The sequence below is a fragment of the Ruegeria sp. AP12 genome (assembly GCF_056540025.1).
The window spans coordinates 561203-579293 of record NZ_JBQFVZ010000002.1 but is presented as its reverse complement, the minus strand read 5'-3'; the positions used below and the strand labels follow the sequence as shown (position 1 = coordinate 579293).

20 protein-coding genes are annotated in these 18091 nt (G+C 60.1%); 9 read left to right on the top strand and 11 right to left on the bottom strand.

Annotated features, from left to right (window positions below; genetic code table 11):
* Nucleotides 1-87: 87 nt before the first annotated feature.
* The 7 genes from ACR0E6_RS10680 (at nucleotide 88) to ACR0E6_RS10650 (ending at nucleotide 7198) form a co-directional block, all read left to right on the top strand.
* A complete protein-coding gene (locus ACR0E6_RS10680) occupies nucleotides 88-1131 on the top strand; it encodes an RluA family pseudouridine synthase (RefSeq protein WP_170624830.1) in 1044 nt (347 codons plus the stop codon).
* A complete protein-coding gene (locus tag ACR0E6_RS10675; RefSeq protein ID WP_480583093.1) occupies nucleotides 1128-1799 on the top strand; it encodes an HAD-IA family hydrolase in 672 nt (223 codons plus the stop codon). The genes ACR0E6_RS10680 and ACR0E6_RS10675 overlap by 4 nt, the downstream gene beginning before the upstream one ends.
* A 3-nt stretch (nucleotides 1800-1802) precedes the next feature.
* Nucleotides 1803-2510: an ATP12 family chaperone protein gene (locus tag ACR0E6_RS10670; RefSeq protein ID WP_480583090.1), complete on the top strand. Its 708-nt coding sequence runs from the start codon at nucleotides 1803-1805 to the stop codon at nucleotides 2508-2510.
* 206 nt (nucleotides 2511-2716) lie between these two features.
* The gene (locus ACR0E6_RS10665; protein WP_170456105.1) at nucleotides 2717-3733 is read left to right on the top strand and encodes an amino acid ABC transporter substrate-binding protein; all 1017 of its coding nucleotides are present in this window, start codon (nucleotides 2717-2719) and stop codon (nucleotides 3731-3733) included.
* A 126-nt stretch (nucleotides 3734-3859) separates the two neighbouring features.
* Complete coding sequence (locus ACR0E6_RS10660) at nucleotides 3860-5092, top strand: ABC transporter permease subunit (RefSeq protein WP_170456103.1); 1233 nt, start codon at nucleotides 3860-3862, stop codon at nucleotides 5090-5092.
* A 3-nt stretch (nucleotides 5093-5095) separates the two neighbouring features.
* Nucleotides 5096-6394 (top strand): amino acid ABC transporter permease, encoded by a 1299-nt coding sequence (locus ACR0E6_RS10655; protein ID WP_170456101.1) that lies wholly within the window; start codon nucleotides 5096-5098, stop codon nucleotides 6392-6394.
* Nucleotides 6395-6406: 12 nt separating this feature from the next.
* The gene (locus tag ACR0E6_RS10650) at nucleotides 6407-7198 is read left to right on the top strand and encodes an amino acid ABC transporter ATP-binding protein (RefSeq protein ID WP_480583087.1); all 792 of its coding nucleotides are present in this window, start codon (nucleotides 6407-6409) and stop codon (nucleotides 7196-7198) included.
* Between the two features lie 45 nt (nucleotides 7199-7243).
* Here the strand turns inward: ACR0E6_RS10650 and ACR0E6_RS10645 are convergent, their stop codons facing one another.
* From ACR0E6_RS10645 to ttcA, 8 genes are all read right to left on the bottom strand, one after another.
* Nucleotides 7244-7741 carry a SixA phosphatase family protein gene (locus ACR0E6_RS10645; protein WP_480583085.1) on the bottom strand — a complete coding sequence of 166 codons (498 nt, stop codon included), beginning with the start codon at nucleotides 7739-7741 and terminating at the stop codon, nucleotides 7244-7246.
* Nucleotides 7738-8424, bottom strand: a complete 687-nt coding sequence (locus ACR0E6_RS10640; RefSeq protein WP_480583082.1) for a ferredoxin — start codon at nucleotides 8422-8424, stop codon at nucleotides 7738-7740. Before ACR0E6_RS10640 ends, ACR0E6_RS10645 begins: the two co-directional genes overlap by 4 nt.
* Before the next feature lie 19 nt (nucleotides 8425-8443).
* Nucleotides 8444-9307, bottom strand: coding sequence for an acetylglutamate kinase (gene argB, locus ACR0E6_RS10635; RefSeq protein ID WP_170456097.1), 864 nt, complete (start codon nucleotides 9305-9307; stop codon nucleotides 8444-8446).
* Nucleotides 9308-9366: 59 nt separating this feature from the next.
* Nucleotides 9367-10020 (bottom strand): ribosome biogenesis GTP-binding protein YihA/YsxC, encoded by a 654-nt coding sequence (gene yihA / locus ACR0E6_RS10630; RefSeq protein ID WP_170456095.1) that lies wholly within the window; start codon nucleotides 10018-10020, stop codon nucleotides 9367-9369.
* Nucleotides 10017-10754, bottom strand: a complete 738-nt coding sequence (locus ACR0E6_RS10625; RefSeq protein WP_480583079.1) for an MOSC domain-containing protein — start codon at nucleotides 10752-10754, stop codon at nucleotides 10017-10019. Before ACR0E6_RS10625 ends, yihA begins: the two co-directional genes overlap by 4 nt.
* On the bottom strand, nucleotides 10751-12580 hold the full coding sequence (yidC, locus tag ACR0E6_RS10620; RefSeq protein ID WP_480583076.1) for a membrane protein insertase YidC: 1830 nt from the start codon (nucleotides 12578-12580) through the stop codon (nucleotides 10751-10753). Before yidC ends, ACR0E6_RS10625 begins: the two co-directional genes overlap by 4 nt.
* 123 nt (nucleotides 12581-12703) lie before the next feature.
* Nucleotides 12704-14236: a putative bifunctional diguanylate cyclase/phosphodiesterase gene (locus ACR0E6_RS10615; protein ID WP_480583073.1), complete on the bottom strand. Its 1533-nt coding sequence runs from the start codon at nucleotides 14234-14236 to the stop codon at nucleotides 12704-12706.
* Nucleotides 14237-14300: 64 nt separating this feature from the next.
* Nucleotides 14301-15194 (bottom strand): tRNA 2-thiocytidine(32) synthetase TtcA, encoded by an 894-nt coding sequence (gene ttcA, locus ACR0E6_RS10610; protein WP_170634811.1) that lies wholly within the window; start codon nucleotides 15192-15194, stop codon nucleotides 14301-14303.
* A gap of 110 nt (nucleotides 15195-15304) precedes the next feature.
* On the opposite strand from ttcA, the gene ACR0E6_RS10605 reads away from it, so the two are divergent.
* Entirely contained in the window at nucleotides 15305-16240 is a 936-nt protein-coding gene (locus ACR0E6_RS10605) for an alpha/beta hydrolase (protein WP_480583070.1), read from the top strand.
* Here ACR0E6_RS10605 and yidD read toward each other — a convergent pair.
* From yidD to rpmH, 3 genes are read right to left on the bottom strand one after another with little or no spacing between them, the layout of a single operon-like run.
* Nucleotides 16237-16479, bottom strand: a complete 243-nt coding sequence (gene yidD / locus ACR0E6_RS10600) for a membrane protein insertion efficiency factor YidD (protein WP_480583068.1) — start codon at nucleotides 16477-16479, stop codon at nucleotides 16237-16239. The two genes, ACR0E6_RS10605 and yidD, sit on opposite strands and share 4 nt — an antisense overlap.
* Nucleotides 16476-16901 (bottom strand): ribonuclease P protein component, encoded by a 426-nt coding sequence (rnpA, locus tag ACR0E6_RS10595; RefSeq protein WP_480583063.1) that lies wholly within the window; start codon nucleotides 16899-16901, stop codon nucleotides 16476-16478. The genes yidD and rnpA overlap by 4 nt, the downstream gene beginning before the upstream one ends.
* 25 nt (nucleotides 16902-16926) lie before the next feature.
* A complete protein-coding gene (rpmH, locus tag ACR0E6_RS10590; RefSeq protein ID WP_005980833.1) occupies nucleotides 16927-17061 on the bottom strand; it encodes a 50S ribosomal protein L34 in 135 nt (44 codons plus the stop codon).
* A gap of 296 nt (nucleotides 17062-17357) precedes the next feature.
* Between rpmH and ACR0E6_RS10585 the strand changes: the two genes are divergently transcribed.
* The gene (locus ACR0E6_RS10585; protein WP_480583060.1) at nucleotides 17358-18089 is read left to right on the top strand and encodes a TVP38/TMEM64 family protein; all 732 of its coding nucleotides are present in this window, start codon (nucleotides 17358-17360) and stop codon (nucleotides 18087-18089) included.
* Nucleotides 18090-18091: the final 2 nt, after the last annotated feature.

The window sequence follows — 18091 nt, the reverse complement described above, 5'->3', positions numbered from 1 at the left end:
TTGCGGGCGACAGACGCGCATGTTTTCTAGGACACTGGCAATAGCGCAATCCGGGCGGGTCAGCCGCGCCGCGCAAGGGGCAATGGCATGAGTGGCGTACAGATGATTACGGTCGCAGACGGCGACGGAGATCAACGGGTAGACCGCTGGCTGCGCCGCCTGTTCCCGCATGTCAGCCAGGGGCGCATCGAAAAGATGTGCCGCAAGGGCGAGTTGCGCGTGGATGGCAGCCGGGCCAAAGCCTCGACCCGGTTAGAGGTGGGGCAGGTCGTGCGCGTGCCACCCTTACCCGACGCGGATCACAAACCAGCCGAGGTCAAGCGGAGCGTGTCCGACGCGGATGCGAAGATGATCCAGTCCTGCGTGATTTACCGCGACGATCATGTTCTGGCACTGAACAAGCCGCATGGCCTGCCGGTGCAGGGCGGCAGCGGCCAGACACGTCATGTGGACAGCCTGTCCGAAGCGTTGCGCTTTGGCTATGACGAAAACCCGCGTCTGGTGCATCGTCTGGACAAGGACACATCCGGTGTTCTGCTGCTGGCGCGGACGCGCGAGGCCGCCAAAGGGCTGACCGCCGCCTTCCGGCACCGCGACACGCGCAAGATCTATTGGGCCTTGGTCGCAGGTGTGCCCACGCCTTATCTGGGAGAGATCAAGACCGGTCTGGTCAAGGCCGCAGGCCATGGCAAGCAGGGCGAGGGCGAGAAGATGATCCCGGTGCATATGGGCGACATCGACAGCACGCCGGGTGCAAAACGCGCCCATACGCATTACGCAACGCTCTACCGTGTGGCGGGGCGCGCCGCCTGGGTGGCAATGGAGCCGATCACTGGCCGGACCCACCAACTGCGCGCCCATATGGCCGCGATTGGGCATCCGATCATCGGGGATGGGAAATACGGCGGATCGGGTCAGGAAAACCTCGGCGATGGCTGGGGCGCGCAATTGGGTGGGATCATCAGCAAGAAGCTGCACCTGCACGCGCGGCGTGCGTCTTTTCAGCACCCGATGACGCGCAAACCGATCACCATCGAAGCGCCCCTGCCTGAGCATATGAAGCACAGTTGGGACACGTTCGGCTGGACCGAAGACCTTGCCGCCGACGACCCGTTTGAGGAGCTGCAATGAGCGCACCCCTGCGGCTGGTTCTGTTCGATGTCGATGGCACTCTGGTCGACAGTCAGGGCAGCATCGTCCATTGCATGACCGCCAGTTTTCAGGCGGCTTCGGTTGTTGTCCCGCCCCGAGAGGCGATTCTGTCGATCGTCGGCCTGTCCCTGCCACAGGCCATTGCGCGGCTGGCGCCGGATCAGTCCGACGCGGTGCAGGCGCAATTGGTCGAGGGCTACAAGCAAGCCTTCCACGCCCACCGGCTGGACCTGGGTGCCGCCAGTTCGCCGCTGTATCCTGGTGCGCGCGCGGCGATTGAAGCCCTGTATGCGGTGCCCGAAATCCTTTTGGGTGTCGCAACCGGCAAATCTCAGCGCGGTCTGGGCGCGTTGATCGAGGCGCATGGGCTGGAGCGTTACTTTGTGACCCGGCAGGTGGCCGATCATCACCCGTCAAAACCGCATCCTTCGATGGTGCAGACCGCGTTGGCGGAAACCGGGGTCGAGGCGGCGAACGCGGTGATGATCGGGGATACCAGCTATGACATGGACATGGCCGCCGCTGCCGGAGTTGCCGGGATCGGTGTGTCCTGGGGTTATCACGATTCATCAGCGCTGACCTCTGCCACCTGTATGATCGAAACCTTCGACCAGTTGCCCCGCGCGCTGGACACGATTTGGACCTGAGACATGAGCGATTGGAAACCGAAACGCTTCTGGACAAACAGCACCGTGGTCGAGGCCGAGGGTGGCCACACGGTCGAATTGGATGGTCGCCGGGTCAAGACCCCGGCCAAAGCGGCGTTGATCCTGCCGACACATGCGATGGCTCAGGCCGTGGCTGCCGAATGGGAGGCACAGGAAAAAGAGGTGGACCCTGCCACCATGCCCTTCACCCGCTCGGCCAATGCCGCCATCGACAAGGTGTGCATTCAGCACGGCGAAGTGGCGGATATGCTGGCGGATTACGGCGACTCTGATCTGCTGTGCTACCGCGCCACGCACCCGCAAGAGCTGCAGATGCGTCAGGCCACGGAATGGGACCCGGCGCTGGACTGGGCCGCTGAACATTTGTCAGCCCGGTTGATCCCCGTCGCGGGTGTCCTGCACAAGCCGCAATCGCCAGAGGCGTTGCAGCATCTGCGCGCCCGCGTGCATGACATGGATGCGTTCCAGCTGGCGGCGTTCCACGATCTGGTCAGCCTGTCCGGGTCCTTGGTCCTGGGCTTTGCTGCGGCCATGAACTGGCGCAATCCGGACGAGATATGGCGCATTTCGCGTCTGGATGAGGACTGGCAAATCGAGCAATGGGGCCACGACGACGAGGCCCATGCAGCCAGTGAGGTAAAGAAAGCCGCCTTTCTGCACGCCAAGAGGTTCTTCGACCTGTCAGTTTGATCCGTCACAACCTGATTTTTGGGCGTAAGTGCATGAACCAGCGGGCCAGATCCATCGTTTTCACTGATCCGGCCCTTGACGTTTGTTTATGATTGCGCCCAAACTCATGCCCACTAAAGGGGAGACACCTTTGGGGTAACCTTACCGGCATCCACTTGCCGGACAGAGCCGCCTTTCAAAGGGCGGAAAATCAGGAAGAGGTAAAAATGAAAAAATCCGTAATCTTGGGCGCGGCAACAGTTGCCGGTCTGGCCGCAAGCGCAGCAGTGGCGGGTACCATTGACGACGTCAAGGCGCGTGGGACTCTGAACTGTGGTGTGACCACCGGTCTGGTTGGCTTTGCGGCACCCGACGCGAATGGTGAATGGCAGGGCTTTGACGTTTCGCTATGCCGTGCTGTAGCTGCTGCTGTTCTAGGCGATGCGAACGCTGTTGAATTCGTTCCGACCACCGGCAAGACTCGCTTTACCGCGCTGGCGTCTGGCGAAATCGACATGCTGGCCCGGAACACCACCTGGACCTTCAGCCGTGACGTTGACCTGAAGTTCGAATTCACCGGTGTGAACTACTATGACGGTCAGGGCTTTATGGTTCCAAAGGCACTGGGCGTCAGCTCGGCCAAGGAACTGGACGGCGCAACTGTCTGCATCCAAACTGGCACCACCACCGAGCTGAACCTGGCCGATTTCTTCCGTGCCAACAACATCAGCTACGAGCCGGTTCCGATCGAAACCAACGCAGAAGCGCAGCAGCAGTATCTGGCTGGCGCATGTGACGTTTACACCACCGACGCTTCGGGCCTGGCCGCGACACGTGCTACGTTCGAAAATCCCGGTGATCACGTCCTGCTGCCCGAAATCATCTCGAAAGAGCCGCTGGGCCCGTTGGTCCGTCACGGCGATCACGAGTGGGGCGATGTTGTCCGCTGGACCCTGAACGCGCTAATCTCGGCTGAAGAACTGGGGGTGACCTCGGCCAATATCGACGAACTGTCGAGCGGCACTGACAACCCGGAAGTGAACCGTCTGCTGGGCACCGAAGGTACCCTGGGCGAAATGCTGGGTCTGGACGCTGACTGGGCTGCTAAGGCGATCAAAGCCGGTGGTAACTACGGCGAAGTGTTTGCCAAAAACATCGGTGAAGAAACTCCGATCGGTCTGGCACGCGGCCTTAACGCTCAGTGGACCGAAGGCGGCCTGCTGTACTCGCCGCCGTTCCGCTAAGTCATCAACGGGAGAGGGCGCAGGGCAACCTGCGCCCTCTTCTACTATAACTGCTGTGGACAGGAACGGAGCGGGGACAACCTCGCCGGGGTAAAAACAGTCCACAAGCTACGGGGATCCCAAAACATGTCGACTATGACTGACCCACCGAAAGCTGATTTTCGGTTGTCTATGCTCATAAACGATACCCGCTACAGATCGCTGACCTTTCAGGTGATTGCGGCCATCGTTATTGCGCTATCCATCTGGTATCTTGGCAATAACCTGATCCAGAATCTTCGAGCCGCAGGGCTCAATATTTCTTATACCTTTCTTGGCGACTCAGCCGGGTATGACATCAACCAGCGACTGATAGAATATGACAGCCAATCCTCGCACGGACGCGCGGCGATTGTTGGTATTCTCAATACGCTTCTGGTTGCTGTTCTGGCCTGTATCACGGCCACCATATTTGGAGTGATCGCGGGGGTTCTGCGACTGTCCAACAACTGGCTCGTGTCGAAACTGATGGCGGTTTATGTCGAGATCTTCCGGAACATCCCGGTTCTGATCTGGATCATCATCATCTTTACGATCATGACGGCCGTGCTGCCGGGGCCAAGGGCGTTCCGGGGCGAAGACCCGTCTTCGACCATGCTGTTTGATGCGTTCGCATTCACCAACCGGGGTGTCTATATCCCGCGGCCCGAATTCACCAACGGGCTGTTTGGCGCGACAATTCTGAACTGGCTGCTGGTAATCGCCGGTCTGGTGGGTTCGTGGTTCGCTGCGCACGAAGTCGAAAAACGCGCCACGCTGAAACAAGAACAGACTGGCGAGCGCCCCCAGACGTTCATGATCAAACTGGCCATCTGGCTGGGTCCGCTTGTCGTTCTGATGGTTCTCATGGGCCTGACCTGGGACATCCCCGAGTTGAAGGGTTTCAACTTCAGCGGTGGTATCAAGGTCGGTGGCCCGCTGATCGCCCTGTGGTTCGCGCTGTCGATCTACACCGGTGCCTTTATCGCTGAAAACGTGCGGGCGGGTATTCAGGCGATCTCTAAAGGTCAGACCGAGGCTGCTGCGGCCCTTGGCCTGCGTCCGGGTCGGATCATGAACCTGGTGGTTCTGCCTCAGGCGTTGCGGGTGATCATCCCGCCGCTGATTTCGCAGTACCTCAACATCACCAAGAACTCGTCGCTGGCCATTGCGGTGGGATATGCAGATATCACCGCGACCTTGGGTGGTATCACCCTGAACCAGACCGGTCGCGCGATCGAATGTGTTCTGCTGCTGATGCTGTTCTACCTGACGGCGTCGCTGACGATCTCGATGGTGATGAACATCTACAACGCATCCGTCAAGTTGAAGGAGCGCTGAGCCATGGCCGATCAATCAACAAATCCGATCGCCTTTGTGGCTGACGGGACAATCCCGCCCTCGCCACCGCCCGCAAACCAGACGGGTGCCATCAAATGGCTGCGCGAGAACCTGTTTTCGGGCGTCACAAACACCATCCTGACACTGCTGTCGCTGGTCCTGATCTATCTGTTGCTGAAGAACATTCTGCCATGGATGCTCAACGGGGTCTGGAACGCAAACTCACTGGCGGAATGCCGCGAGATTCTGGCGGGCAAGACCGGGGCCTGTTTCGCGGTTCTGACGGAACGCTGGCCGCAGCTGATCTATGGGTTCAAATACCCGGCTGAAGCTTACTGGCGCCCGAATCTGGCCTTTGTGCTGATGCTGGTGGCGTTTGCGCCGGTGCTGTTCTTCGATCTGCCCCGCAAGCTGCTGATCTTTACCGGCCTGTACCCGTTCATCGCCTTCTGGCTGATCTGGGGGGGTACGATCCTTGCGCCACTGGTCGCGCTGGTGGGCTGTGTGGCAGCAGGTGCCGTTTTCCAGAAACTGGGCAAAAACAGCTTTGCCGCCGGGTTCTTCGGCGCGATTGTCGTAGCGCTGATCATATGGAATGTCGGCGGGGCGCTGATCCCGGAAGGTGCGTCAGAAAACGCCTGGCTTTCGGCTGTTCCCAGCCGTGACCTGGGTGGCTTCATGCTGAACATGATGCTGGGCGTGACCTGTGTGTCGCTGTCGGTGCCGCTGGGCATTGCCCTGGCGCTGGGCCGTCAGTCCAACATGCCGCTGATCAAGTGGGTCTGCGTTATCTTCATCGAATTCATCCGTGGCGTGCCTTTGATCACGCTGCTGTTCGTGGCTTCGGTGATGCTGGCCTATTTCTTCCCGCCTGACAGCACGGTCGACCTGTTCCTGCGCGTTGTGATCATGATCACCATGTTCTCGGCCGCCTATATCGCCGAGGTGATCCGCGGCGGTCTGGCCGCGCTTCCGCGTGGACAGTACGAGGCAGCAGACAGCTTGGGCCTTGATTACCCGCAGGCGATGCGGCTGATCATCCTGCCGCAGGCTCTGAAGATCTCGATCCCCGGGATCGTGAACGTGGCCGTGGGCCTGTTCAAGGACACCACACTGGTTTCGGTCATTTCGATGTTCGATCTGGTGGGCATGATCCGGGGTCCCATCCTGGCGTCAACCGAATGGAACGGCGTCTATTGGGAGCTTCTGGGCTTTGCCGCGCTTCTGTTCTTCGTCGTCTGTTACGGCATCTCTCAATATTCCCAGTGGCTCGAGCGTCGCCTTGCCACGGATCATCGTTAAGGAGTTCAACACATGTCTGAACTTGCAGTAGAACGCGAAATCGACCGCTCGAAAATGCAGGTGAGCGACGAGGTCGCCATCGAAATCAACAACATGAACAAGTGGTACGGATCCTTCCACGTGCTGCGCGACATCAATCTGACCGTCAATCAGGGCGAGCGGATCGTGATCGCGGGGCCGTCGGGGTCAGGTAAGTCCACCCTGATCCGCTGCCTGAACGCGCTGGAAGAACACCAGCAGGGCAAGATCGTGGTGGACGGGATCGAGCTGTCGAATGACCTGAAAAACATCGACAAGATCCGGTCCGAGGTTGGCATGGTGTTCCAGCACTTCAACCTGTTCCCACACCTGACCATTCTGGAAAACTGCACGCTGGCCCCGATCTGGGTGCGCAAGACGCCCAAGAAAGAGGCCGAAGAGCGTGCGATGCATTTCCTGGAAAAGGTGAAGATCCCGGAACAGGCCGACAAGTATCCCGGTATGCTGTCCGGTGGTCAGCAGCAGCGCGTGGCGATTGCGCGAAGCCTGTGCATGATGCCGCGGATCATGTTGTTCGATGAACCGACCTCGGCGCTGGACCCCGAGATGATCAAAGAGGTGCTCGACACCATGATCGAACTGGCCGAGGAAGGCATGACCATGCTGTGTGTGACGCATGAGATGGGCTTTGCCCGGCAGGTCGCCAACCGCGTGATCTTTATGGATGCCGGTCAGATCGTGGAACAGAACGAACCGGAAGAGTTCTTCAACAATCCGCAGAGCGAGCGGACCAAGCTGTTCCTCAGCCAGATTCTGGGGCACTGAACCGGTTGAAATCCGAAAAAAGGCGGGGCTTTGGCCTCGCCTTTTTTATTCCAGCAACTCACGCGGAATGGTGAATCCCAATACCGCCCCGCTGCGCCATGTTACATCTGCCCAGTTTGTGATGTCGAACCGGATAACCGCTGTCGCACAGGTGGGGTAATCGTAGAATCTGGCGTGATCTGGGCCTTGCCGCACGATGTGCTGTGCGAAACCCGCGATGCCCGGATTGTGCCCCAGCATCAGCACCGTTTCCCCTGTTGCGCCTGACAGAGCGGCCAGCATCTCGTCTGGCCCGGCATGATAAAGGGTCCGGGTAAAGCCGACCGTGGCGGCCTGCAGGCCCATCCTGTCCCATGTCTCGCGGGTCCGGGCTGAGGTGGAGCTGATGACCTCATCCGGCAGCCACCCGTTTTCGCGCAGCCATCCGGCAATCGCCGGGGCCGACTTGCGCCCGCGCTTGTTCAGTGGGCGGTCGTGATCGTCAAGCGCTGGATAATCCCAACTGGATTTTGCGTGGCGGGTCAGGATCAGAGTGCGGGTCATGACGGGTGGAACGCTTTCATATGGTGGGCGGACTGTTCCGGGTCGCGGCCCGCGCCGCTGCTAAGTGGGCAGGCCAGCCGGGCAAGGCATCCGCCGGTCATGCAGCTTTGCCCCTCGGGCGAATTCAGATGGTCATGGCAGGCATCGACGCTGTAAAAGGCTTCGGCATTCAGCGCCCCGACCGGGCAGGCCGTCGTGCAGGGGGCTGGGCAGGCAAGGCAGGGCGAGGCGGCGTTGACCTCGGGGATGTCGAATTCCTGCGCAAAATGCAGCGCGCCACGGTACGAGATCATCATGCCGACCGTGTCATGAACCAATGCGCCAACCGGGCTGCTGAAGGTGCGTCCGGATTTCAGCGCCCAGTCGATGAATGGGGCGTAAGGCGGTCCGCCGAATGGGAAATGGGCCTCTGCGCCCAGTGACTGTGCCATCCCGCCGATGACACGCCTGGACCAACGGTCCACCGGATCAGGACCCTTCCATTCGGGAGACGCTTTTAAAACCGGCCAAAAAGCCGAACCCGCCCCGAGTAAGACCAGAGTCCCCCCGTCCAGCCCTTTGGCGCCGCTGACCCGTGGATGGGTCGCACCCATGACGATCAGACCCGATTGATGCGCAACGCGCCCCACCCAGCCAAAGCTGATTGCGGCCATGTAAGAGGAGGGTGGGGGATATCCGGTCATCTCTCCTCCGCAGATTGGATCAGTCGGGCCGGATCAGCGAACCCGCGCCGTGCTCGGTGAACAGCTCCAGCAGGACCGCATTGGGTGCGCGCCCGTCCAGAATGACCACGGCCCGCACGCCGCTGTGCAGCGCGTCCAGCGCCGTTTCGGTCTTGGGGATCATGCCGCCCGCAATGGTGCCGTCCATCGTCATCTCGCGGATTTGACCGGCTTTCAACTCGGTCACAACCTCACCACCTGCGTTTTTCACACCGGATACATCGGTGAGCAGCAGCAGGCGATCCGCTTTCAACGCCGATGCAATCGCCCCGGCTGCGGTGTCGCCGTTGATGTTAAAGGTTTCGCCATTCTTGCCCGCACCCAGAGGTGCAATCACCGGAATCACATCATGTGAGAACAGATCGTGCAGAATTTTCGGGTTCATCTCGGACGGCGATCCGACAAACCCAAGCGACGGATCGGCCTGATCGCAGACAATCAGGTTGGCATCCTTTCCGGAGAGCCCCACGGCACTGCCACCCTGACCGTTGATCGCCTGCACGATGCGTTTGTTCACAAGGCCGGACAGCACCATCTCGACCACCTCAACAGTGGGTTTGTCAGTGACGCGCTTGCCGTTCACGAATTCGGACTGGATGTCCAACTGACCCAACATCGCGTTGATCATCGGTCCGCCGCCATGCACGATCACCGGGTTCACACCCACCTGCCGCATCAGAACCACGTCGCGGGCAAAGCTTTCCATCGCTTCGTCACTGCCCATGGCGTGACCGCCCAGCTTGATGACGACGATGGCCCCGTCATAGCGCTGCAGATAGGGCAGGGCACTGTTCAAGGTGGCGGCGGTGGCGATCCAATCCCGGTTCATGTCACGTGTCTTCATGGCTAAGTCCCTCTGGCGTTCCGTGTTAGGAGGTTTGCACGGCGCTGCCAAGGGCCAAGCTATTCCAGATGCGCAATGATCGAGCGCAGGGTGGGAATTCCGTCGCCTTTCTCGGACGAAGTCAGCACGATTTCAGGGAAGGCCGCAGGGTGTTTGGACAGCGCAGCGCGCACTTGATCCAGAACCTTCTGGCGATCATTCGCTTTGACCTTGTCGGCCTTGGTCATGACGCATTGAAAGGTCACGGCGCTGGTGTCCAGCAGCTTCATGATCTCGGCGTCGACGGGCTTCACCCCATGGCGCGAATCGATCAGCACAAAGGCGCGGCGCAGGGTCTGTCGGCCGCTTAGATATTGCTTGAGCAGCCGTTGCCATTTCTCCACCACCTTGACCGGCGCGTTGGCGTAGCCATAGCCGGGCAGGTCCACCAGATACAGTTCCGGGCCTTGGGTGAAAAAGTTGATTTCCTGCGTGCGGCCCGGCGTGTTCGACGCGCGCGCCAGACCCTTGGTGCCGGTCAACGCGTTGATCAGGCTGGACTTGCCCACGTTGGAACGCCCGGCAAAACAGACCTCAAGCCGGTCGGGGGCGGGCAGGCCGTTCATGGCAACGACCCCTTTGACAAATTCCGAAGGCCCGGCGAACAGCTTGCGCCCACGCTCTTGCGCGAACTCGTCCGGGTCTTCGGCAAGCGGGAAGGGCAGCGATGTCATAGCAGGTTAACCTTATCGTCAAGGCGGATCTCGCCGCCCTGAATGACCTCGGCATAGACGCCGAAATCCTGATGATCCCAACTGTTGAGCGCGCCCAGGGTATCTGCGTCCCGCTCACCCGTTTCGGGATTGGCAGTTGTCGCCAGACAGCGGGTGATGCGTTCGCGAATGTGGAAAACGGCCTGACCGATTTGCACGTCGCGACCCAGCCAGTCGAATTCTTCCCATAGGGGCAGGCCCTCGAACCAGATATTGCCGCGCCAGCGCTTCGGTGACAATTCCCGGCCCAGTTTCTGTTCGATCGCGCGGTGCGAGGCCATGTTGCACAAGCTGATCGAGGGGTAATCGCTGTCGGTCATGCCACGCCCCGGCACCCGGACAATTCGGGCGGAGGCTGCGCGATCCGCAGGCATCAGCGGTTTGACCCAATCCAGAAACACATCCTGCTGCGTGTCGGGCGCGAAGCTCAGATCCGGGCGTTCGGGGTGATGCAAGGTGACGCGGTCCCCTTCCATCCGGGCCGAGATCGCCATCAGCTTGGGCGCCTTTGAACCACGGCTGAAATTGGCGCAAGGCGCCCATTCGGTGCCATCGGTCTTCGCCGCCTCGTGCGCGACGGCCCAAACGCGATCCCCGGGCATGGTCTGCCCGGGGATTACTGTGACCTGATCCAGGGCTTCACGCCCATGGCTTTTGATCGGGTGCCGCCAAAGGGCTGAGACTGTCCCGATCATTTTCCGTCCGTCTTAGGCGTCCGCTTGAAGCCGGACTTGATGTTGCCGAACACGTCAGGTTTGTAGCCCTGACTGCGCATGATCAGGTATTGCTGGGTGAAGGTGATTGTGTTGTTCGCAATCCAGTAGACCACCAGCCCGCTGGCAAACCCGCCCAGCATGAACATGAAGACCCATGGCATCCACGCGAAGATCATCGCCTGCGTCGGATCGGTTGGGGCCGGGTTCAGCTTTTGCTGCAGCCACATCGAGATACCCAACAGCAGCGGCAGGATACCGATGAAGATCAGCGCCATGAGGCTTTCGGGTGCAGGTCCCGCCCAGGGCAGCAAGCCGAAGAAGTTGAAGATCGAGGTCGGGTCCGGTGCGCTCAGGTCCCGGAACGGGCCGAACCATGGGGCCTGACGCAGTTCGATGGTGACAAAGATCACTTTATACAGCGAGAAGAAGATCGGGATCTGCATCAGGATCGGCAGACAGCCCGCAGCCGGGTTTACCTTTTCCTTTTTGTACAGTTCCATCATGCCCTGCTGCATCTTCTGACGGTCGTCGCCAGCGGCCTCTTTCAGGGCCTCCATCTGCGGCTGCAATTCCTTCATCTTCGCCATCGAGACGTAGGATTTGAACGCAAGCGGGAACAGGATCGCTTTGATGATCAGGGTCAGACCGATGATCGACCAACCCATATTGCCGATCAGCACATTGATGTTGTGCAGCAGCCAGAAGATCGGCTTGGTCAGGAAGTAGAACCAGCCCCAATCGATGCTGTCGATGAACTTCTGCACGCCTTCCGCCTGATATTCGCGAATGGTGTCCCATTCCTTGGCACCGGCAAACAGCTGCGTCGTCACCTGCTCGGTCGCGCCAGGCGCGACGGTCAGGGTCGGAAGCACGGTTTCGGTTTGGTAGATCTTGCGGCGGGCGTCGTATTTGGCGGCTGCCTTGAACGTTGCGCCTTCCGCAGGGATCAGCGTCGTCATCCAATAGTGATCGGTAAACCCGACCCAACCGCCTTCCTTGACCTGAAACACCTCGGCCTGCGCGCGCTCGTTGGGGTCGATGTCAAAGTCCCGTACATCGCCATAGTCGATTTCATCCAAAACGCCGTCGGCCATGACCATGACGCCTTCGTGCAGGATGAAGAAGTTCTTGAGGCCGGGAAGGTCGCCATCTTCGCCAATGCCGTGCCGCGCCAGAATGCCATAGGGGGCCATGCTGACCTCGGCTGCGGTGGTGTTTTCAACCGATTGGGTCACCGAGAACATGTAATTTTCATCGACCGAGACGGTGCGGCGGAAGGTCAGGCCGTTGCCATTGTCCCAAGCCAGCGTGATCGGAGTGTCCACGCCCAATGTTGCGCCCTGCTCAAGCGTCCAGAGGGTGTTGGGGCCGGGGACATCCGTGCCGGTCACGCCCGAGCCCGGAGCCCAGCCATACAGCGCGTAATAAGCCGAGTCTGATCCCACCGGGGCCAGCAACTCGACAATGGGCGCGCCGTCTTCGATGGAAACCTTGTAGTCTTTCAGGAACAGCTCATCGATGCGTCCGCCCGACAGCGAAAGGCTGCCTTTCAGGCGCGGGGTGTCAATCGCGACCCGCGGGGCCTGTTCTTCGGGCAGTGTCTCTTCGGTGGCGGCGGTCGCTTCGCCCACAGCACCGGTCGCTGTTGCGCTGGGTGTCTGAATCTCGGACTCTTGGGTGGCGGCGATCTCGGTCTGATCGGTGGCAGGTGTGGGTTCCGGCGGGGGGAACAGCACGAACCAGACCAGGATCACGAGAAAGCTGAGCGCGGTTGCGAGGATGAGATTCTTGTTCTGATCGTCCATCTGGGACAGCCACCTTGAGCAGTGAAAGACACCCGCAGGGTTCAACAGAGTGCAGGCCCAAAGGTCAAGCGGAATCGGTTGTTATTTCGTCACGGCAGGGGTCTGATCGGCCTAAAGTTCGCCTTATGACCCCGTTTGGCGCCCAATCTTCGGAACACCGTTGACCTTGTTGCCATGTGCGGCAATCCAGTCCAGCGTTTTTTCAAACGGCATGGGCTTTCCGATCCCGAACCCTTGAACGTGATCGCAGCCCAGTTGTGCCATCAGGGCATGTTCACCCGGTGTCTCGACGCCCTCGGCCAGAGTTTCCACTTTCAGCCGTTCGGCCATGGTCAGGATCGCGCTGGCCAGTTGCTGTTGGCTTGGGTCCTGATCGGATTTCGCGACAAAGGATCGATCGATCTTGATCCGGGACACGTGGAACCGTTTGATTGACGCAATCGAGGCGTGGCCGGTGCCGAAATCATCCAGATCAATGCAGCATCCCAGCGCCGCAAGGCCGGTGACATTGCGGGTGATCACATCGTCCGGTCGGCGGGAAAACACGGTTTCCAGAACCTCGACGGCAAGACGGTCCGGTGTCAGGTCAAACTGATCCAGTTCCCATTTGAGGCGGTCAATCAAACCGGGGTCGCGCAACTCGTCAGATGAAAAGTTGATGCCGATCCGGGGCACGATGACCCCGGCCTGGTCCCAATCGCGCATGGCCTGAAAGGCGTGGTGGCGGATGGCCTGACCAAAGCGTTCCATCAATTCGGCCTGTTCGGCAAAGGGCAGGAACACATGCGGCCCCAGCACGCCTTTTTGGGGATGTTCCCACCGGGCCAAAGCCTCAAACCCCGTGACGCGGCCTGTATCGGTCGAAACCTGCGGCTGGAACCATGGACGGATTTTGCCGCCATTCAGGGCTGCGTCGAACTCTTTCCGTAGGTTGGTGCGAATGCGCGACCGGCGACGGGTATCCGAGGAAAAGGCGCGAATCGTTGAGGGGCCGTTTTGCTGCGCCTCGATCAAGGCGCTGATCGCGGCCTCTTTCCAGTTTTCGGCTTCACCGTCCGCCTCTCGTGAACTCAGGCAGAATCCGATAGAACAGGACGCATAGATCCCTGTGCCATTCAGCATGACAGGGTCTTCGACGGCGGATTGAATGCGCCCTGACATCTGGATACAGGCCTCAAGGTCCAAATGTTGCGACGGGCGCAGGGCGATCAGGATCCTGTTGTCGCCCAGACGTGTTGCAATATCCTGGCCACGGATCATCGACAGGACGCGCACGCAGATCTGTTCCATGATATGATTGGCCGCTGCCTGCCCGTGCAGATCAAGGATCTGCGTGTGGTCATCCAGCGCGATGGCAAGGCAGGCCGACACGTCGCCGCTGTGCCTTGAGCGATCAAATATCCCGCTCAGTTCAATGTCGAACCGATCATTGGTCAGCAGACCGCCCGAGTGTTGCCCGCGCCCGGCTTTCGCCTCAAGCGTGCTGGCCCCGGCGATCAGCAGCGGAAGGCCAAGTGCCGTCGCAACCAAAGCACGCTCTCCCCCGATCCAGAACGCACCAAGGCTGAGCGCGGGGACAAATGCCAAAGCGGAAGAGCTATTCAGAAGGGACGTCAGGCTACGCGCCAGACGGTCAAGTGAAGGTCGGTTCCGCATCGGTCTTTTGGCCCCTGGCAGTGATCGCACGGGCCAACCGTAGGAAATCAGTCTGAGTCAGTCGTTAACGCAGCCGAGGAATTTCATCCGAATTTTCGGCTTTTTCGTCCGGTTTCAGCGCAAGATTGGCGAAATCGAACAGTTTCGGGTCCAAAAGATGCGAGGGGCGGGCATTGGTCAGGGCGCGGAACATCACCTGACGGCGACCGGGGCTGTTCTTTTCCCATTGGTCGAGAATCTGTTTGACCTGCTGGCGTTGCAACCCGTCCTGACTGCCGCACAGATCGCAGGGGATGATCGGGTAACGCATGGCGTTGGCGAATTTCTCGCAATCCGCCTCGGCCACATGGGCGAGGGGGCGATAGACGAACAGGTCGCCTTCTTCATTCACCAGTTTCGGCGGCATGGTCGCCAGACGCCCGCCGTGGAACAGGTTCATGAAGAAAGTCTCAAGAATGTCGTCGCGATGATGGCCAAGCACCACGGCCGAGCATCCCTCTTCGCGGGCAATGCGGTACAGGTTGCCGCGGCGCAGGCGCGAGCATAGCGCGCAATAGGTGCGGCCTTGCGGGACCTTGTCCATGACGACGGAATAAGTGTCCTGATACTCGATCCGATGGGGCACGCCCATACGCTCCAGAAACTCGGGCAGGACGGTTGCGGGAAAGCCGGGTTGGCCCTGATCCAGATTGCAGGCCAGCAGATCCACGGGCAACAGGCCGCGCCATTTCAGCTCATACAGAACCGCCAGAAGGGTATAGCTGTCCTTGCCGCCCGACAGGCAGACCAGCCAGCGGGGCGGCTTGCCGTCCTTGTCATGGGCGGTCGGGTCCACCATGCCATACTGCTCGATCGCTTCGCGCGTCTGGCGCACGATGCGCTTGCGCAGCTTCTTGAACTCGGTGGTCGAGGGCGCGCCGGCGAAGAGCGGGTGGATATCGTCTGCATCATCAAACATGGGCCGTGGTTACAGCGGACCGTTGGTCCGGGCAAGGTGTTGCGCGTTCGCCGGTTTGGGAAACCACCCCGATTATGCTATCTTCGCGGGATTTGGAGTTGGAGCTAGTAATGGACTATTTTTTCTCGGTCCGCGGGCGCAGCGGAGATCACTATTCGAACAAACTGGGCACGGCGCGGTATCTGGCGATTCCGTCGAACGTGAAGACACCGGCCCGAAAACACGAAGTTCCGGTGTCGCAATGGGTCGGAAAAGTTCAGGACGAAGCCGGTGCGACGGATGATGAGAAGGGCAACATCGTCATCTTTGTGCACGGCTTCAACACCGAACAGTTCGAGATGCTGGAGCGGCACCGGAAAATCCGCAAGGGGCTGGAGGCACATGGCTTCAAAGGCGCGCTTGTCAGCTTTGACTGGCCCAGTGACGGATCGGTGCTGGGCTACAGTTCGGACCGGGCCGACGCGCGGCGTTCGGCAGACAAGCTGTTTACCCATGGGATCAGACGTCTGTCGCGCATGCAGACGCCGGATTGCCGATACAACATTCATGTGCTTGCCCATTCCATGGGGACGTTTCTGGTGCGCGAGGCGATGGATTTTGCCGATGATGACCACGAAATCGCACAGCACAGCTGGATGACCAGCCAGATCGCTTTCGTCGCGGCGGATGTGTCGGCAAAGTCGTTCCGGGATGGCAGTTCCAAAACCTCGTCCCTGATGCGCCACTGCACACGGCTGACATGCTATTACAGCCCGTTTGATGAGGTGCTGTCAGTGTCCGAGGTCAAACGGGTCGGCGTGTCGCGCAGGCTGGGGCGTGTCGGCATGCCGGACGATCATCCGGAAAAGGCCGTGAACCTGTATTGCGGCGCATATTTCAAAGACAATCGCGATGACTATCCGGACGGCCCATCGGCCACCCATAGCTGGTACTTCGATTCGTCGCGGTTCTACGAAGACCTGCACCACACACTGACGGGCAAACTGGATCGCGAAGTCATTCCGACCCGAAAGTTCACTGACCGGGGCAATCTGGCGCTGTTCTAGTCGGACGGTTTGGTGGTCTTTTCGGGCACCGGGTCATAGCCATCGCCGCCCCAGGGGTGGCACCGGCCAATGCGACGTGCGGCGAGCAATATGCCTTTGATCGGGCCATGCTTTTCAAGCGCTTCCAGCGCATAGGCCGAGCAGGTCGGTTGATAGCGGCAGTTGAATCCGACCCATGGGCTGAAGATCAGCCGGTATGCCCGGATTGGCAGCGCAATGATATGGGACAGAAAGGTCACTTGCGCGGCGCATGTATCTTGCGCAGCGCGTATCTCAGATCATCCAGCAGCGCCGCGAATGGGCGATCTGCCGTGACATTGGCGCGGCCGATCAGGACGTAATCCCACCCGTCCTGTCCATGTTGTGGCAAAACGGCTCTTGCCGCTTCGCGCAAGCGTCGCTTGGCGCGGTTGCGGGCGACCGCGTTGCCCACTTTCTTGGAACAGGTGAACCCAACGCGCAGCCCCGAGGCTTCGTCAGGCACGCGCTTGCGGGCCTGCACCATCATCGACGACGTGCCCTGTCGGCGCGCGCGTGCCGCTTTCAGGAAATCCGATCGGGTTTTGAGAACCGTCAGAGATACAGGCGCGCAAACGGACGCCGCCGGGGGCGTTTCCCGGGGGTGGTTTCTACCATCCTCAGGGGCCTCCGGCGGCGTCATGTTCACAACCTGATCGGTGAGCGGCTTATGCGCTCAGCGATTTGCGACCGCGTGCGCGGCGTGCGTTCAGGATTTTGCGGCCGGCCTTGGTGGCCATGCGCGCGCGGAAACCGTGGCGGCGTTTGCGAACCAGGTTCGAAGGCTGATAGGTGCGTTTCATCGCTCCGTCTCCAATCTATAGCGGTCGGGTGCGGCGCGGATTCGCCTGGCCCTAGTGTTCGAAGCCCGTCCTCTACTGCTAAGCGGGGGGTAAGTCAAACCCCAAGACCGGGGTTTTGACGCCTTTTGCAACAATTCTGTATCCCGGCCCCGGAAAAGGTTTCAAATTTCGGGTTTTGCGCCCGAAACCCTCACATTCACTGCCACATAGTTCAAGGCCGCGTGAGGGCCCTGTTGCTTGGCCTTCGGGCAGCGCATGTTGGGTCAGGAATGAAACAGACAAAGCCGGATGGCCAGATGAGCGAAACGACCCAGGCACCGCGCAGCGGAATTGCGCGTCATATCCCCTTGCTTGTTATCCTTGCCGCTGCTGCGGTCGGGTTCTTTACGCTTGGCGATTACCTGAGCTTCGAGACCCTGCGCGACAATCGCGAGGCGCTGCTGGCCTGGCGCGATGCAAATTACTGGGCAATGGCGGCCGCTTTTGTGGCGATCTACATCGTGATCGTTGCATTCTCGCTGCCCGGCGCGGCTGTGGCATCCATGACCGGCGGGTTCCTGTTCGGCCTGTTCGCGGGCACGGTATTCAACGTTTTTGCAGCGACCGTTGGCGCATCTGCCATCTTCCTGGCTGCGCGTTGGGGATTGGGCGAGTCGCTGACGGCGCGGCTGGAATCCTCGGAAGGTACGGTCAAAAAGCTGAAAGACGGGCTGCGTGAGAATGAGATCTCGGTCCTGTTCCTGTTGCGGCTGGTTCCGGTCGTTCCCTTCTTTGTCGCCAATCTGGTGCCCGCGCTGGTCGGCGTGAAGTTCCGCAACTTCCTGATCACAACCGCGCTGGGTATCATTCCGGGCGGCATTGTCTACACTTGGATCGGCGTCGGGCTGGGCGGGGTGTTCGACCGGGGTGAAACCCCAGACGTGTCCCTGTTGTGGGAGCCGTTTGTGATCGGGCCTATCATTGGTCTGTGTGTGCTGGCTGCTCTGCCGATTGTGATCAAAGCCCTGCGTGGCAAAAAGGACGCCTGACT

Excerpts from the sequence above, each read along its gene's own strand:
- yihA (WP_170456095.1), bottom strand. The coding sequence starts at position 10,020 with ATGACATCGCTGCCCTTCCCGCTTGCCGAAGACCCGGACGAGTTCGCG.
- ACR0E6_RS10650 (WP_480583087.1), top strand. The coding sequence starts at position 6,407 with ATGTCTGAACTTGCAGTAGAACGCGAAATCGACCGCTCGAAAATGCAG.
- ACR0E6_RS10670 (WP_480583090.1), top strand. The coding sequence starts at position 1,803 with ATGAGCGATTGGAAACCGAAACGCTTCTGGACAAACAGCACCGTGGTC.
- ACR0E6_RS10655 (WP_170456101.1), top strand. The coding sequence starts at position 5,096 with ATGGCCGATCAATCAACAAATCCGATCGCCTTTGTGGCTGACGGGACA.
- ACR0E6_RS10625 (WP_480583079.1), bottom strand. The coding sequence starts at position 10,754 with ATGATCGGGACAGTCTCAGCCCTTTGGCGGCACCCGATCAAAAGCCAT.
- argB (WP_170456097.1), bottom strand. The coding sequence starts at position 9,307 with ATGAAGACACGTGACATGAACCGGGATTGGATCGCCACCGCCGCCACC.
- ttcA (WP_170634811.1), bottom strand. The coding sequence starts at position 15,194 with ATGTTTGATGATGCAGACGATATCCACCCGCTCTTCGCCGGCGCGCCC.
- ACR0E6_RS10660 (WP_170456103.1), top strand. The coding sequence starts at position 3,860 with ATGTCGACTATGACTGACCCACCGAAAGCTGATTTTCGGTTGTCTATG.
- ACR0E6_RS10680 (WP_170624830.1), top strand. The coding sequence starts at position 88 with ATGAGTGGCGTACAGATGATTACGGTCGCAGACGGCGACGGAGATCAA.
- ACR0E6_RS10615 (WP_480583073.1), bottom strand. The coding sequence starts at position 14,236 with ATGCGGAACCGACCTTCACTTGACCGTCTGGCGCGTAGCCTGACGTCC.
- rpmH (WP_005980833.1), bottom strand. The coding sequence starts at position 17,061 with ATGAAACGCACCTATCAGCCTTCGAACCTGGTTCGCAAACGCCGCCAC.
- rnpA (WP_480583063.1), bottom strand. The coding sequence starts at position 16,901 with ATGACGCCGCCGGAGGCCCCTGAGGATGGTAGAAACCACCCCCGGGAA.
- ACR0E6_RS10665 (WP_170456105.1), top strand. The coding sequence starts at position 2,717 with ATGAAAAAATCCGTAATCTTGGGCGCGGCAACAGTTGCCGGTCTGGCC.
- ACR0E6_RS10640 (WP_480583082.1), bottom strand. The coding sequence starts at position 8,424 with ATGACCGGATATCCCCCACCCTCCTCTTACATGGCCGCAATCAGCTTT.
- ACR0E6_RS10585 (WP_480583060.1), top strand. The coding sequence starts at position 17,358 with ATGAGCGAAACGACCCAGGCACCGCGCAGCGGAATTGCGCGTCATATC.
- ACR0E6_RS10645 (WP_480583085.1), bottom strand. The coding sequence starts at position 7,741 with ATGACCCGCACTCTGATCCTGACCCGCCACGCAAAATCCAGTTGGGAT.
- ACR0E6_RS10675 (WP_480583093.1), top strand. The coding sequence starts at position 1,128 with ATGAGCGCACCCCTGCGGCTGGTTCTGTTCGATGTCGATGGCACTCTG.
- yidC (WP_480583076.1), bottom strand. The coding sequence starts at position 12,580 with ATGGACGATCAGAACAAGAATCTCATCCTCGCAACCGCGCTCAGCTTT.
- ACR0E6_RS10605 (WP_480583070.1), top strand. The coding sequence starts at position 15,305 with ATGGACTATTTTTTCTCGGTCCGCGGGCGCAGCGGAGATCACTATTCG.